Here is a 13,641-nt window from a genome sequence, read left to right on the forward strand (position 1 = left end):
ATATGCCCCGGATGCCGCGCCCGACCGCCTAGCTCTGCTCGAGCCACACGGTGGTGTCGGTGGGGATCGACCCCGCCCCGAGCGGCCCGCTCGACAGGATGACGCGTCCCTCCGGAAGCGGCACGGCCGCGTCGCCGAGGTTGGCGATGACCGTGACGCCGCTGTTGGTGAACGCGAGCACCTCGGGACCGAGGTCGTCGATCCAGGTGAGCGCACCCGCGCCGAGGGAGCGCGCGCGGCGTTCGGCGAGCAGGTCGCGGTAGAGCGACAGCGTCGAGTCGGGCTGGTCCTGCTGCACGTCGCGTGCGAGCGACGCCCACTCGGCGGGCTGCGGCAGCCAGCTCTCGCCATCGGGGCTGAAGCCGTACGCGGGGGCCGCGGCCGTCCACGGGATCGGTACGCGGCAGCCGTCGCGCCCGTAGCGCTCGCCCTTCGTGCGGAACCAGGTGGGGTCCTGACGCGCCTCGTCCGGCAGGTCGATGACCTCCGGGAGACCGAGCTCCTCGCCCTGGTAGAGGTAGGCGGAGCCCGGGAGGGCGAGCATGACCGACGTCGCCGCGCGAGCACGGCGCAGTCCGACCTCGGGGATCGGCTGGCCCTCCGACTTCGGTCCGATACCGGCACCCTGCGGGTTCTCGGCCGTCAAGGCGAGCCGGGAGGCGTGCCGCACGACGTCGTGGTTCGACAGCACCCAGGTGCTGGGGGCGCCGACGGCGGGGTAGGCGCGCAGCGACTCGGTCACGACGGCGCGGAGGGCCGCGGCATCCCATGCGGTCTCGAGGTACTCGAAGTTGAAGGCCTGGTGCATCTCGTCGCGGCGCACCCACAGCGCGGTCTTGGCGATGGTGGGCAGCCACGCCTCGGCGCAGAGCGCGCGGTCGCCGTCGTACTCGGCCAGCACCTCGTGCCAGTCGCGGTAGATCTCGTGCACGCCCGGCTGACCCCAGTAGGGCACCGACGCCTCGTCGCCACCCATGGAGCCGGCGTCGGGATTCGGCGTATAGTCGGGCAGGCCCGCCTCCTTGACGAGGCCGTGGGCGACGTCGACGCGGAAGCCGTCGGCGCCGCGGTCCAGCCAGAAGCGCAGCACGCGGCGGAACTCCTCGCGGACCTCCTCGTTCGACCAGTCGAAGTCGGGCTGCGACGTGTCGAACAGGTGCAGGTACCACTGACCGGGCGTGCCGTCGGGGTCGGTCGTCCGCGTCCACGCGGGACCGCCGAACACCGATTCCCAGTTGTTCGGCGGGAGCTCGCCGTTCGCGCCGGTGCCGTCGCGGAACATGTAGCGCGCGCGCTCGCGGCTCCCCGGCGCGGCGGCCAGCGCCTCCTGGAACCACTCGTGCTGGTCGGAGGAGTGGTTCGGGACGAGGTCGACGATGATGCGGATGCCGCGGGCATGACTGGCCGCGAGCATCGCGTCGAAGTCGGCGAGCGTGCCGAAGAGCGGGTCGACGTCGCAGTAGTCCGACACGTCGTAGCCCGCGTCCTTCTGCGGCGACCGCTGGAAGGGGCTCAGCCAGATCGCGTCGACGCCGAGCTCCTGGAGGTCGTCGAGGTGCGCGGTCACGCCGGCGAGGTCGCCGATGCCGTCGCCGTTCGTGTCGGCGAAGGACCGCGGGTAGATCTGGTAGATGACGGCGGTGCGCCACCACTCCGATCCGGGGGTCTCATCCTGGGAGGGCGCGGCGACGGTCAGCTCGGGCGTGCTCATCCCCCCACGCTAGTGGAAGCGCTTGCACACGCAGGCCATCGCGGCCCGGATCGGCGGAAACGGGTCGCGCGCGTAGGCTGGCGCGGTGCCGACCACCGAAGCCCTCGACCGCGCCGAAGCCCTGATCACGTCGATCCCCGACTATCCGCGGGAGGGCGTGCTCTTTCGCGACATCACGCCGCTGCTCGCCGATCCGCGAGCCCTGGCCGACGTGATCGCCGCACTGACGGAGCCGTTCGACGGACGGTTCGACGTCGTCGCCGGCATCGAGGCGCGGGGGTTCATCCTGGCGGGCGCGGTGGCGATCGCCGCAGGCGTGGGTCTGGTGCCGATCCGCAAGGCGGGGAAGCTGCCCCGGCCCGCGGCATCCGTCGCCTTCTCGCTCGAATACGGCGAGGCGGTCATCGAGATCCACGACGACATCGCCCCGGGCACGCGCGTGCTGCTGGTCGACGACGTGCTGGCGACGGGCGGAACGCTCTGCGCCGCGCACGAGCTGGTCGCCGCCGTCGGGGGAGAGGTCGTGGGCACGGCGGTGCTGATGGAGCTCGAGGCTCTCGGCGGCCGAGCGATCGTCGGCGACGTGCACACGGTGTTCACCGCCTGACCCGGAGACGCTCAACCGGACAGCGCGAGACGTCGGTCCGAAGCCGACGCCCGCCCGCGGCTCAGCGCTTGTCGATGACGACGTTGAGCGGCTCCTCGCCCGCGGCCATGCGCTCGATCTGGCGCTTCACGAGTCGCGCGATCCGGGGGCGCATCGCGCTGGACGCACCGCCGACGTGCGGCGCGATGAGGACGCCCGGCAGCGTCCACAGCGGGTGGTCCTGCGGCAGCGGTTCGGGGTCGGTGACATCCAGCGCGGCGCGGATGCGTCCGCGGCCGACGTGCGCGACGAGCGCATCGGTGTCGATGAGCGGTCCGCGGCCGACGTTGACCACGAGCGCACCGTCGGGGAGGGCGGAGAGCGCGGCGTCGTCGACGAGATGGCGGGTCTCCTCGCCGCCGGGGAGGCTGGCGATGAGGATGTCGGCGGTGGCGAGCAGCTCCGGCAGCTCGTCCATCGCGTGCACCGCGACGCCGTCCTCGTCGCGGGGGGTGCGGGCGACGGCGACGACCTCGACCTCGAACGGCGCGAGCCGTGCCGCGATGGCCTTACCGACGCCGCCGTAGCCGAGCAGGAGCACCCGGCGATCGGCCAGGCTCGCGGTGGTCTCCTGCGCCCACCGGCCCTCGGGCTGGGCACGGACGAACTCCGGGATGTGCCGCTGCGCGGCCAGCGTCAGGGCGAGCGCGAGCTCCGCGGTCGAGGTCTCGTGGACGCTCGAGGCATTGGCGAAGACGTAGCCGTCGGGCAACAGGTCCTCGACGCCCTCGTAGCCGATCGACTGGCCCTGGACGAGTTCGGTGGTCACGCCGTCGAGCGCCGAGAGCACGTTCTGCATCGACATGTACGGCGCCACGACCAGATCGATGCGGTCGCGCGGGGCGGGCTGCGTCATCGGCCAGACGATCAGCTCGACGCCGTCGGGAAGCGGCCGCAGATCGCCCGCGAGCTCGTCGGACGGCACGGACACGGACAGGGAGCGGATGCCGGGGGTCATCCGTCCACGCTAGCCGCCGGTGCTACCGCCAGGTCACGGCCGGCGTCGACTGCGTCAGGTCGACCGTCGCGCCGGTGAGCGCGGGAGCGTCGACGATGTCGCACTCGCCGTTCGCCTGACCTTGCGTGCAGTTCGCCGCCGCCGCGACCGCGCCGATCATCCCGCTCTCAGCGAGGGCGGACTGCGTCGGGTCGAGCTCCGGCACGACGGCGGCCAGTCCCGCCTGCGCTTCGGGGGTCAGCGTGCGGAACACGGTGCCGTCGTACAGCGTCGTGCCGTCCGAGAGGGTGGGCGGGAGGTCGAGCCCGCACCCGGAGGCGAGCGCCCGGGACGCCAGGCAGGTGTTCACCGCGGACGCCACCGCGGTCCGGTACGCCTGCACGCCGGCATCCGTCAGCGAGGGGACGACGTCCGGCCCGACGGTGGCCTCCTGCGGACCGGTCACCGTCACGGTGGCATCCGCCGCGACCGTGTAGACGTCGCCGCCCATGGTTGCCGGATATGTGCCCGGGAACGCGTCGATGGTCCCGTTCGTGAACGGGACGCCGGCCAGCAGCACGGGCAGCCCCGCGAGCCGCGAGCCGAGCTGCACCTCGGGAACGTCGGCGATCGTCCACACGGCGTCTCCGTCGATGTCGGTCACGTCGTACGCGGCCGTGACCGGCCTGCCGCCGAGCACGTAGCTGACGCGGACCTGACCGCTGTCGCCCCAGATGGGGTCGGACGTCGCGCTGATCCCGGTGAGCGGGGCGAGGGCCGCCGACGCCGCGAGCGCGTCGTCGGTGAGCAGTCCGCCGGTGGGCGCGCCGTCGACGAAAGTGAGCGCGGTGGCGGCGTCGCCTGAGGCGATGGCGGTGAAGTAGTCCTCAACGGATGCTGCGGCCGCCGCTCCGCTCGCCTCCGCTGCGGCGCGGGCGTTCTGGTACAGCAGGAACGCCACGACCCCGGCGGCCACCAGCAGCACCGCGGCGATGACGATGCCCCAGATGAGGCCGCGCCGTCGGCGTCGCTTCGGGGGAGGAGCCCACAGCACCTGCGGGCTCAGCTCCGCCGTCGACGGCTCGGCGTTCAGCGCGCGACCTGCGGCGCGCTGGGCGGCGCGTGTCGCCGGCTCCCGGGGCGGCGCCGGCATCGGAGGCGAGGTCGGCGCCCAGGTCGGCGCCGAGGTCGGCGCCGAGGTGGAGGTGGCACCGCGGCCCGTCGTGTCGACGAGCGGCGATCCGGTGGACGTGGAACCGTATGCCGCGGCCCGCGGAGTCTGCTCGACGAAAGGGGTGCCCGTGGCATCCGTTGATCGCTCGCGAAGGGCGTCATCATCCGCGCTCGGAACCACGTGTCAACCCCCTTCCGCGATCACCTTAGCGTCAGGAGCGATGTCCGCCCCGACAGCGGTGACGCCGGCGGGGCGGAGGGTGAGGGTCAGGCGGCGGCGGTGACGACGGCGGAGATCGCCGACTCGAAGAACGTGCGGCCGTCTTCGCCGGAGCGCATGGCCGAGCGGGTGTCGGGACCGAACCCGGCCTCGACGGCGTGCTCGGGGTGCGGCATGAGTCCCACGACGTTGCCGCGCTCGTTGGTGAGGCCGGCGATGTCGTCGAGCGAGCCGTTGGGGTTCACGCCGAGGTAGCGGAACGCGACGAGTCCTTCGCCTTCGACGCGGGCGAGCGTCTCCGCGTCGGCGATGTAACCGCCGTCGGCGTTCTTCAGCGGGATGACGATCTCCTGTCCGGCCTCGAACCCGCTGGTCCACGCGGTGTCCGCGTTCTCCACGCGCAGCCGCTGGTCGCGGCGGATGAACTGCTGGTTCGCGTTGCGGATCAGTGCGCCCGGCAGCAGACGCGCCTCGACGAGCATCTGGAAGCCGTTGCAGATGCCGAGGATGGGCATGCCGCGACCCGCGGCGTCCTTCACCTCGCTCATGATCGGCGCGAGCGCGGCGATCGCCCCCGCGCGCAGGTAGTCGCCGTAGCTGAAGCCACCCGGCAGCACCAGGGCGTCGACGCCGTCGAGGTCGTGCGACCCGTGCCACAGCGCGACCGCCTCGGCGCCCGCGAGGCGCACGGCGCGCTGGGCGTCGCGGTCGTCCAGCGAGCCGGGGAAGGTGATGACCCCGACGCGGACGGTCACTCCACGACCTCGATGCCCACGACGTCCTCGATGACGGAGTTCGACAGGATGTCCTCGGCGATCCGGCGGGCCTTGGCCAGGACGTCCTCGCCGACCTCGCCCTCGACGGTCAGCTCGAAGCGCTTGCCGATGCGGACGCCCGCGAACTCGTCCATCCCGAGGCGGCTGAGCGCCCCGGAGACGGCCTTCCCCTGGGGGTCCAGAAGCTCGGCCTTGGGCATGACGTCGACGACGATGGTGGGCATGGGCCAGCTCCGGATGTCGCGGGAAGGGGTCGCCGCCAGTCTACGGGCGTGACGCGCCCGGCGAGGAAACGCGCGCGCGACGGACCCCACCACCGAGCCCGCCCCACCGTGACACAACTGTGACCTGATCATGGGAGCGCTCTCTTGACCCGCGTGGGAGCGATCCCATAGCGTGAGGCCTCACATCGTGAGAGCGCTCCCATGACGGGATCGCGGGCACCGTGAGCAAGACCCACCTGACAACACAAAGGAGTGACAGTGAACACCTCTGCCTTCCGGAGGACGGCCCTCGCGCTGGCCGCCGCATCCACCACCGCCCTCGTCCTGGCCGGCTGCTCGGCGGGCTCGACGCCCGGCGCGTCCGGCGGATCCGGCGATGAGAAGATCACGCTGACGATCGCGACGTTCAACAACTTCGGCTACACCGACGAGTTCCTCAAGAAGTACACGGACGAGCACCCGAACGTGACGATCGTGCACAACAAGGCCGCCGAGTCCGGCGACGCCCGCAAGAACTACTTCCAGAAGCTCGGCAAGGAGGGGCTCGCCGACATCGAGGCCGTGGAGGTCGACTGGCTCTCCGAGGCCATGCAGTACTCCGACCTGCTGGCGCCGGTCCCCGACGACCTCAAGGGTCGCTGGCTGGACTGGAAGGAAGCCGCCGCGACCGACCCCGAGGGCAACCTCATCGGGTACGGCACCGACATCGGGCCGCAGGCGATCTGCTATCGCTCCGACCTGTTCGCCGCCGCGGGTCTGCCGACGGAGCCCGCCGACGTCGAGGCGCTGTTCGACGGCGACTGGAACACCTACTTCGACGTCGCCGACCAGTACAAGGCGGCCACCGGCAAGGCCATGATCGACTCGGCCAACTCGGTGCTGCAGGGCATCGTCAACCAGATGGAGTACACCTACGACAAGCCGGACGGCGAGGTGATCGCCACGACGAACCCCGAGATCGAGGACACGTACGAGACCGTCATCGACCGCGCCGTCCCCAACGCGGCCTACTCCAAGCAGTGGGGCGACGACTGGATCGCAGCCTTCCAGGAGGACGAGTTCGCCACCGTGCTGTGCCCCGGCTGGATGCAGGGCATCATCGCCGGCTACGCCCCCGAGGTCTCCGACTGGAAGATCGCGAACACGTTCCCCAACGGCGGCGGCAACTGGGGCGGTTCTTACCTGACCATCCCGGCGAACGGCAAGAACGTCGCTGCAGCACAGGAGCTGGCCGCCTGGCTGTCCGCCCCCGAGCAGCAGGTCGAGGCGTTCGTCAACGTCGGCGCCTTCCCGAGCCAGACCGAGGCCTACTCGATCGACAAGCTCACGGGCTACACCAACCCCTACTTCGGCGACGCCAAGACCGGTGAGATCGGCGCCGACCGGGCCAAGGCCGTGACCGTGCGCCCCTACAAGAGCGCGAACTACTACAAGTACCACGACGCCCTGCAGAACGCGATCAACCGCGTGTTCGACGGCACGGAGGACAAGACCACGTCGTGGAACACCTACGTCGCCGAGGTCGAGGCCTTCTGACGAATCGATGCTGCGGGTCGCGCCGCACGGCGCGGCCCGCAGCATCCGCCCCTCCGGGGGTGCTCGCAGACCGCCAGAGACACACGACAGGGAGACCCACGTGACCGTGACCGAAACCCGCGCGAGGACGGCACCGGAGCCGCGCACACCCGCTCAGCGGGAACCCCAGACCAAGAGCGTCCTCACGTTCCGCAACCGGCTCAGCCGGTGGGACTTCCGCTACTCGCCCTACGTCTACATCGCCCCGTTCTTCATCCTCTTCGCCATCATCGGGCTCTTCCCGATCGTCTTCACCGCCGTCATCTCGTTCCAGGAGTGGGATCTGGTGCGCAATTCGGGCACCTTCGTCGGCTTCGAGCAGTACCAGTGGATCCTCAACGACCCCAAGTTCTGGACGGCCCTGCGCAACACCTTCAGCATCTTCCTGCTGTCCACGATCCCCCAGCTCGTCCTCGCGATCGTGATCGCGGCGATGCTGGACCGCAACATCCGCGCCAAGACGTTCTGGCGCATGAGCGTGCTGCTGCCCTACGTCATGGCGCCGGTCGCCGTCGCCCTGATCTTCAGCAACATGTTCGGCGACAACCACGGTCTCGTGAACGACGTCCTCACCGACCTGGGCATGACGGCGATCCCCTGGCACACCGACCCGTTCTGGAGTCACATCGCCATCTCCACGATGGTGAACTTCCGCTGGACCGGCTACAACGCGCTCATCCTCCTGGCCGCGATGCAGGCGGTGCCGCGCGAGTACTACGAGGCGGCGACCGTGGACGGTGCCAACGCGCTCCGCCAGTTCGTGAGCATCACGCTGCCCTCGCTGCGACCGACGCTGATCTTCGTCGTCATCACCTCGACCATCGGCGGACTGCAGATCTTCGACGAGCCCCGCATGTTCGACAACACGGGGGAGGGTGGGGCGGCTCAGCAGTGGCTGACGATCACCCTGTACCTCTACAACATCGGCTGGGGACAGTTCAACTTCGGCCGCGCCGCCGCCCTGGCGTGGATCCTCTTCATCATCATCCTGGCCATCGGCCTCATCAATCTGGTCATCACGCGACGGCTCGTCCGCGATGACGGCGGCCGGGGCGTCGTGCGCCCCCGGCGTCGGAAGGGAGTCCGGTCGTGAGTGCCGTCAGCACCCCGCCTCTGGCGGTCATCGAGGAGAACCTGCCCAACGCGGGCCGGCGTCGCGCCGAGCGCACCACCCGCATCCGCGGGATCCGCGCGGGCAAGACCGTGTACATCGGTCTGGGCGTGGTCGTCCTGTCGGCCGTCTTCCCCTACTACTGGTCGTTCCTGATCGGCTCGGGGACGCCGTCGACGATCAACGACCCGAACATGTCGTGGCTGCCGGGCGGCAACTTCATCTCGAACGCCCTGTCGGTGGTCAACGACCCGGCTGTGAACTTCTGGCTCGCGCTGTGGAACTCGATCTTCAGCTCCACCCTCATCGCGGCCTCCGTGGTGATCTTCTCGACGCTCGCCGGCTGGGCGTTCGCGAAGCTGCGGTTCAGGGGCGGCAAGTGGCTGCTCGCGTTCGTGGTGGCCACCATGGCCGTGCCGATGCAGCTGGGCGTGGTGCCGCTGTACATCCTGTTCTCCGACCTCGGCTGGACCGGGCAGATCGGCGCGATCATCGTGCCGGCGCTGACCAGCGCCTTCGGGGTCTTCTGGATGACGCAGTACCTCAGCCAGACGGTGCCCGACGAGCTCATCGAGGCGGCACGCGTGGACGGGGCATCCATGATCCGCACCTTCTGGACGGTCGGCGCGGTCGCCGCCCGACCGGCCGCGGCCATGCTGTTCCTGTTCACCTTCGTCGGCGCGTGGAATCAGTTCTTCTGGCCGTTCATCGTGCTCGATCGGCAGAGCCCCACCCTCCCGGTGGCGCTGTCGCTCCTCCAGGGCAACTACTTCGTGGACTATTCGATCGTGCTGGCGGGCGTGCTGCTGTCGACGATCCCGCTGCTGATCCTCTTCGTGTTCGCCGGCAAGCAGCTGGTGAGCGGCATCATGGCGGGGGCGGTGAAGGGATGACGATTTCCCTCGATACGCTCGTCGCACGTCGCTCTCCTGAAAGGACCACGGTCCCGATGCCCTCCCTCGCACGCCCGTTCCCCGAGTCGTTCCTCTTCGGAGCCGCGACCGCCGCCTTCCAGGTCGAGGGGGCCGCTCACGAGGACGGTCGTCGCGACTCGATCTGGGATGCCTTCTGCCGCGTCCCCGGTGCCGTGATCAACGGCGACGACGGCGAGGTGGCTTGCGACCAGTACCACCTGTATCGCGACGACGTCGCCCTCATGAAGCGGATGGGCCTCCAGACGTACCGCTTCTCGACGTCGTGGTCGCGCGTGCGCCCCGACGGCGGTGCGATCAACCCCGCGGGCGTGGACTACTACTCCCGCCTGGTCGACGAACTGCTCGGCGCCGGCATCCTGCCCTGGCTCACGCTCTACCACTGGGACCTCCCGCAGGCCCTGCAGGACGGGGGCGGCTGGACCGTCCGCGACACCGCGGAGCGCTTCACCGAGTACGCCCTCGACATGCACGAGGCGCTCGGCGACCGCGTGAAGGTGTGGACGACGCTGAACGAGCCGTGGTGCTCGTCGTTCCTCAGCTACACCGCCGGCATCCACGCTCCCGGGCACACCAGCGTCGCGGAGGGCATGCTCGCGTCCCATCACCTGCTGCTCGGCCACGGTCAGGCCGTGCGCGAGCTGCGGGCGCGCGACTCCTCCCTCGAGCTGGGCATCACGCTCAATCTCACGGTCGCCGACGCGGTGGATCCGACGGACGAGGCGGATGCTGCGGCCGCCGCCAAGATCGACGGCCGCTTCAACCGGTGGTTCCTGGATCCGGTGTTTCGCGGCTTCTACCCCGCGGACGTAATGGCCGACATCCGCGCCGCCGACCCCGCCGCGGCCGACGCGTTCGACGCGGCCGTGCAGCCCGGCGACCTCGACGTGATCTCGACGCGGCTGGACGCCCTCGGCGTGAACTACTACCACGGCGAACTCGTCGGCGCGCAGCCTCCGGCCCAGCCCGCCCGCAGCGGCGACGCCCCGACCGACCGGGAGGTCGCCTCCCCGTTCCCCGCGGCGGACGGCGTCTACTGGCACGACCGCGGCCTCCCGCAGACGTCGATGTTCTGGGACGTGCAGCCCGAGGGGCTCACCCGCCTGCTGAACCGGGTGTGGGACGAGTACGCCCAGCCCGCCGGCACCGTGCTCTACGTCACCGAGAACGGCGCCGCCTACGACGACGAGCCGACGACCGAGGACGGTGACGTGCGCGTGCACGACGCGGAGCGCGTCGACTTCGTGCGCGCGCACCTCGGCGCGGTGCTCGACGCCGTCGAGGACGGCGTCGACGTGCGCGGCTACTTCTACTGGTCGCTGCTGGACAACTTCGAGTGGGCCTGGGGCTACGAGAAGCGCTTCGGGATCGTCCGGGTCGACTACGACACCCAGGAACGTGCCGTGAAGGACAGCGGACGCGAGTACGGTCGGATCATCGCCGCACGGACGTTGGACGCCCACCCGGCGCCGTAGCCGGGGAGGGCAGGATGAGCACCACCGCGATCAAGGGGTCGGTGACGATCGAAGAGGTGGCCGCCACCGCCGGCGTGTCCCGCTCGACCGTGTCGCGGGTCGTGAACGGCTCGACCGCCGTGAGTCCCTCTGCGCTCGAGTCGGTGCGGCGGGCGATCGCCGAGCTCAACTACGTGCCGAACCGCGCGGCGAGGTCGCTCGCGAGTCGTCAGACGCACGCGATCGCCCTCGTGGTGCCCGAGGACATCACGCGGTTCTTCGGCGACCCGTTCTTCGCGTCGGTGGTGGCCGGCATCAACGCGCGCCTGAGTCGCTCCGACTACGTGCTCAACCTCTTCATCGCCAGCGACGACCCGGGCGACAAGACCACCGCCTACGTCCGCAGCGGCAGCATCGACGGGGCGATCATCGTGTCGCACCACACGAGCGACACGTTCATCGACCGGATCGCCTCTTCCGTGCCGGTCGTCTACGGCGGACGCCCCGTCCGTGAGCGCGCCGACGCGTTCTACGTCGACGTCGACAACGTGCAGGGCGGCCGGGAGGCGACCGAGTTCCTGATCGCGAACGGGCGCCGTCGCATCGCGACGATCACCGGACCCGCCGACATGCCCGCCGGCGTCGACCGCCTCCAGGGGTGGCGCGATGCGCTCGCGGCCGCGAACCTGCCCGAGGGTCCGATCGAGGACGGCAACTTCACCGCCGACGGGGGAGCGCACGCGATGCGCCGCATCCTCGAACTCCCCGGCGACCGCCCCGACGCGGTCTTCGTCGCGAGCGACCTGATGGCCCGCGGAGTGCTGGCCGTCCTGGCCGCCGAGGGCGTGGGCGTGCCGTCCGACATGGCGGTGATGGGATTCGACGATTCGCCCGTCGCGACGTCGGTGACCCCCGCGCTCACGACCATGCGCCAGCCCTCGCGCGAGCAGGGCGAGCACATGGCGAGCGTGCTGCTGGACATCCTCGCCGGTCGCGAGCCCGAGCGCGTGACGATCCTCGAGACCGAGCTGGTCGTGCGCGACTCGGTCTGATCTCGCAGCCCGACCCCCTGCTGTTTCGCACCCGCCCCCTTCTGTTCTTGCCCTTTCGCTTCGCGCATGCGCAACAGGAGGAGACGTGTCGATCCGGAGGACGGATGCCGCGGCATCCTCCTCCCGTTCCCCACATCTCCTCACGATCAGCGCTGCGCCCGCGGCGCCGCATGTTCTCGCACGGCCGTTGCACTTCACGCTCACACAGCCATGAGGCTCCACGGACGGACGGACGGACAGACGGACAGACGGACGGTCGGATGGGGGGCAGGTGATGCGTGCGAGCGAGCGAGGAAACACCGCGCCACCGGTCTGTGTGAGCGTGAAGTTCAACGGCTTCTGGAGAATGTGCCGCGAGCTGGTGACCCGGGGAGAGCGGCCAGGCGGTCGCAGCAGAGCAGCCGAAAGCAGAGCAGCCGCGCGGCAGAGCAGCCGAGCCGCCGCGCAGCCGACCTACTGCGGATCGCCGCCGAGCTGACCGACCGCGGGGATCGGGCCGCCGTCGTCGGCGCCCGTGCGGCGCCAGCGGGCGATCGCGTTGCCCAGGTGGTAGATGAGGAGCGCGGCGGCGGCGCCGATCACGATCGCGCCGAGCTGGAAGTCGCCCCACTGCATCGTGAAGCCGGCGATGGCGATGACCAGGGCGACGGCTCCCGTGTACTGGTTGACGGGGCGGGAGAAGTCCACGCGGTTGTCGACCCAGATCTTGATACCGATGATGCCGATCAGGCCGTAGAGCGCGGTGGTCACGCCGCCGAGCACGCCGGCGGGGATCGTGTTGAAGACGGCGCCGACCTTGGGGGAGAGGCTCAGCACGATCGCAGCCGTGCCGGCCACCCAGTACGCGGCGGTGGAGTAGACGCGGGTCGCGGCCATGACGCCGATGTTCTCGCCGTAGGTGGTCGTTCCCGAGCCGCCGAAGAATCCGGCCACGGTCGTCGCCGCGCCGTCGGCGATGAGGGCGCGGCCGGTCTGCTTGTTGACCTCCGCCCCGGTCATGGTCGCGACGCCGCGCACGTGCCCGACGTTCTCGGCGATCAGCACCAGCACCACCGGGAGGAACATCGCGATGACCGACCATGTGCCCGGGTTGCCGAAGTCGGCGATCTGGAAGGTGGGCAGGCCGATCCATGCGGCATCCGCCACCGCGCCGAAGTCGATCAGCTGCTCGCCGGTGCTCAGCTGGATGAGCACTGTCGCGAGGTAGCCGACGATGACGCCCAGGAAGATCGAGACCCGGCCGAGGAAGCCACGGAACAGCACGCTGAACAGGATGACGGCGACGAGGGTGATGGTGCCGGGCAGCGGCTGCAGCTTGAAGTTCGACCAGGCCACGGGGGCGAGGTTGAAGCCGATCAGCGCGACGATCGCGCCCGCGACGACCGGGGGCATGAGGCGGTCCACCCACCCGAGTCCGGCGATCTGCACGATCGCGCCCACGGCGGCGAGCAGGAGGCCGACGGCCACGATGCCCGCCAGCGCCGAGCCCATCCCCTGCGAGGCGGTCGCCGCGGTGACCGGAGCGATGAACGCGAACGACGACCCGAGGTAGCTCGGCAGCTTGTTGCGCGTGATGAGCAGGAACAGCAGCGTCCCGATGCCGGAGAACAGCAACGTCGTCGAGACCGGGAATCCGGTCAGCACCGGCACGAGGAACGTCGCGCCGAACATGGCGATCACGTGCTGGACACCGACGGCGATCGTCGCGGGCCAGTTCAGGCGCTCGTCGGGGCGGACGACGGCCCCCGGCTCGACCGTCCGGCCGTTCCCGTGCAGCTTCCAGATGGGCATCGCGGATCCTTCTCTCCCGGGCGGAGGTCGGGCCGCCTC

The 13,641-nt window shown here is 70.4% G+C and carries 12 protein-coding genes; 6 read left to right on the plus strand and 6 right to left on the minus strand.

From position 1 onward, the window contains the following. Positions 1–28: 28 nt before the first annotated feature. A complete protein-coding gene (locus tag ABC304_RS01370; RefSeq protein WP_412928531.1) occupies positions 29–1,711 on the minus strand; it encodes a glycoside hydrolase family 13 protein in 1,683 nt (560 codons plus the stop codon). A gap of 85 nt (positions 1,712–1,796) precedes the next feature. Between ABC304_RS01370 and ABC304_RS01375 the strand changes: the two genes are divergently transcribed. After that, on the plus strand, positions 1,797–2,318 hold the full coding sequence (locus ABC304_RS01375) for an adenine phosphoribosyltransferase (protein WP_412928532.1): 522 nt from the start codon (positions 1,797–1,799) through the stop codon (positions 2,316–2,318). Positions 2,319–2,379: 61 nt separating this feature from the next. Here ABC304_RS01375 and ABC304_RS01380 read toward each other — a convergent pair whose 3' ends face one another. The 4 genes from ABC304_RS01380 to purS form a co-directional block, all read right to left on the minus strand. After that, a complete protein-coding gene (locus ABC304_RS01380; RefSeq protein ID WP_412928533.1) occupies positions 2,380–3,315 on the minus strand; it encodes a 2-hydroxyacid dehydrogenase in 936 nt (311 codons plus the stop codon). 22 nt (positions 3,316–3,337) lie between these two features. Beyond that, complete coding sequence (locus ABC304_RS01385; protein ID WP_412928534.1) at positions 3,338–4,648, minus strand: hypothetical protein; 1,311 nt, start codon at positions 4,646–4,648, stop codon at positions 3,338–3,340. 86 nt (positions 4,649–4,734) lie between these two features. Further along, entirely contained in the window at positions 4,735–5,442 is a 708-nt protein-coding gene (gene purQ / locus ABC304_RS01390; protein WP_412928535.1) for a phosphoribosylformylglycinamidine synthase subunit PurQ, read from the minus strand. Continuing rightward, entirely contained in the window at positions 5,439–5,687 is a 249-nt protein-coding gene (purS, locus tag ABC304_RS01395) for a phosphoribosylformylglycinamidine synthase subunit PurS (RefSeq protein WP_127094336.1), read from the minus strand. The genes purQ and purS overlap by 4 nt, the downstream gene beginning before the upstream one ends. 258 nt (positions 5,688–5,945) lie before the next feature. Here purS and ABC304_RS01400 point away from each other — a divergent pair, with 258 nt between their 5' ends. The 5 genes from ABC304_RS01400 to ABC304_RS01420 all read left to right on the plus strand — a co-directional run bounded on the left by ABC304_RS01400 (position 5,946) and on the right by ABC304_RS01420 (position 11,811). Further along, complete coding sequence (locus tag ABC304_RS01400) at positions 5,946–7,223, plus strand: ABC transporter substrate-binding protein (protein ID WP_412928536.1); 1,278 nt, start codon at positions 5,946–5,948, stop codon at positions 7,221–7,223. Between the two features lie 100 nt (positions 7,224–7,323). Further along, a complete protein-coding gene (locus ABC304_RS01405) occupies positions 7,324–8,355 on the plus strand; it encodes a carbohydrate ABC transporter permease (RefSeq protein WP_412928537.1) in 1,032 nt (343 codons plus the stop codon). Then, on the plus strand, positions 8,352–9,266 hold the full coding sequence (locus ABC304_RS01410; RefSeq protein WP_412928538.1) for a carbohydrate ABC transporter permease: 915 nt from the start codon (positions 8,352–8,354) through the stop codon (positions 9,264–9,266). The genes ABC304_RS01405 and ABC304_RS01410 overlap by 4 nt, the downstream gene beginning before the upstream one ends. Before the next feature lie 56 nt (positions 9,267–9,322). Further along, positions 9,323–10,780 (plus strand): GH1 family beta-glucosidase, encoded by a 1,458-nt coding sequence (locus tag ABC304_RS01415; protein ID WP_412928539.1) that lies wholly within the window; start codon positions 9,323–9,325, stop codon positions 10,778–10,780. Positions 10,781–10,794: 14 nt separating this feature from the next. Further along, the gene (locus tag ABC304_RS01420) at positions 10,795–11,811 is read left to right on the plus strand and encodes a LacI family DNA-binding transcriptional regulator (protein WP_412928540.1); all 1,017 of its coding nucleotides are present in this window, start codon (positions 10,795–10,797) and stop codon (positions 11,809–11,811) included. A gap of 453 nt (positions 11,812–12,264) precedes the next feature. On the opposite strand, the gene ABC304_RS01425 is transcribed toward ABC304_RS01420, so the two are convergent. Beyond that, on the minus strand, positions 12,265–13,602 hold the full coding sequence (locus ABC304_RS01425; RefSeq protein ID WP_412928541.1) for a uracil-xanthine permease family protein: 1,338 nt from the start codon (positions 13,600–13,602) through the stop codon (positions 12,265–12,267). Positions 13,603–13,641 lie beyond the last annotated feature (39 nt).

It is taken from the genome of Microbacterium jepli, assembly GCF_047237905.1.
Classification (GTDB): domain Bacteria; phylum Actinomycetota; class Actinomycetes; order Actinomycetales; family Microbacteriaceae; genus Microbacterium.

Coding starts and splice junctions, on each gene's coding strand:
- ABC304_RS01370 (WP_412928531.1), bottom strand. CDS start 1,711: ATGAGCACGCCCGAGCTGACCGTCGCCGCGCCCTCCCAGGATGAGACC.
- ABC304_RS01380 (WP_412928533.1), bottom strand. CDS start 3,315: ATGACCCCCGGCATCCGCTCCCTGTCCGTGTCCGTGCCGTCCGACGAG.
- purS (WP_127094336.1), bottom strand. CDS start 5,687: ATGCCCACCATCGTCGTCGACGTCATGCCCAAGGCCGAGCTTCTGGAC.
- ABC304_RS01415 (WP_412928539.1), top strand. CDS start 9,323: ATGCCCTCCCTCGCACGCCCGTTCCCCGAGTCGTTCCTCTTCGGAGCC.
- ABC304_RS01420 (WP_412928540.1), top strand. CDS start 10,795: ATGAGCACCACCGCGATCAAGGGGTCGGTGACGATCGAAGAGGTGGCC.
- ABC304_RS01425 (WP_412928541.1), bottom strand. CDS start 13,602: ATGCCCATCTGGAAGCTGCACGGGAACGGCCGGACGGTCGAGCCGGGG.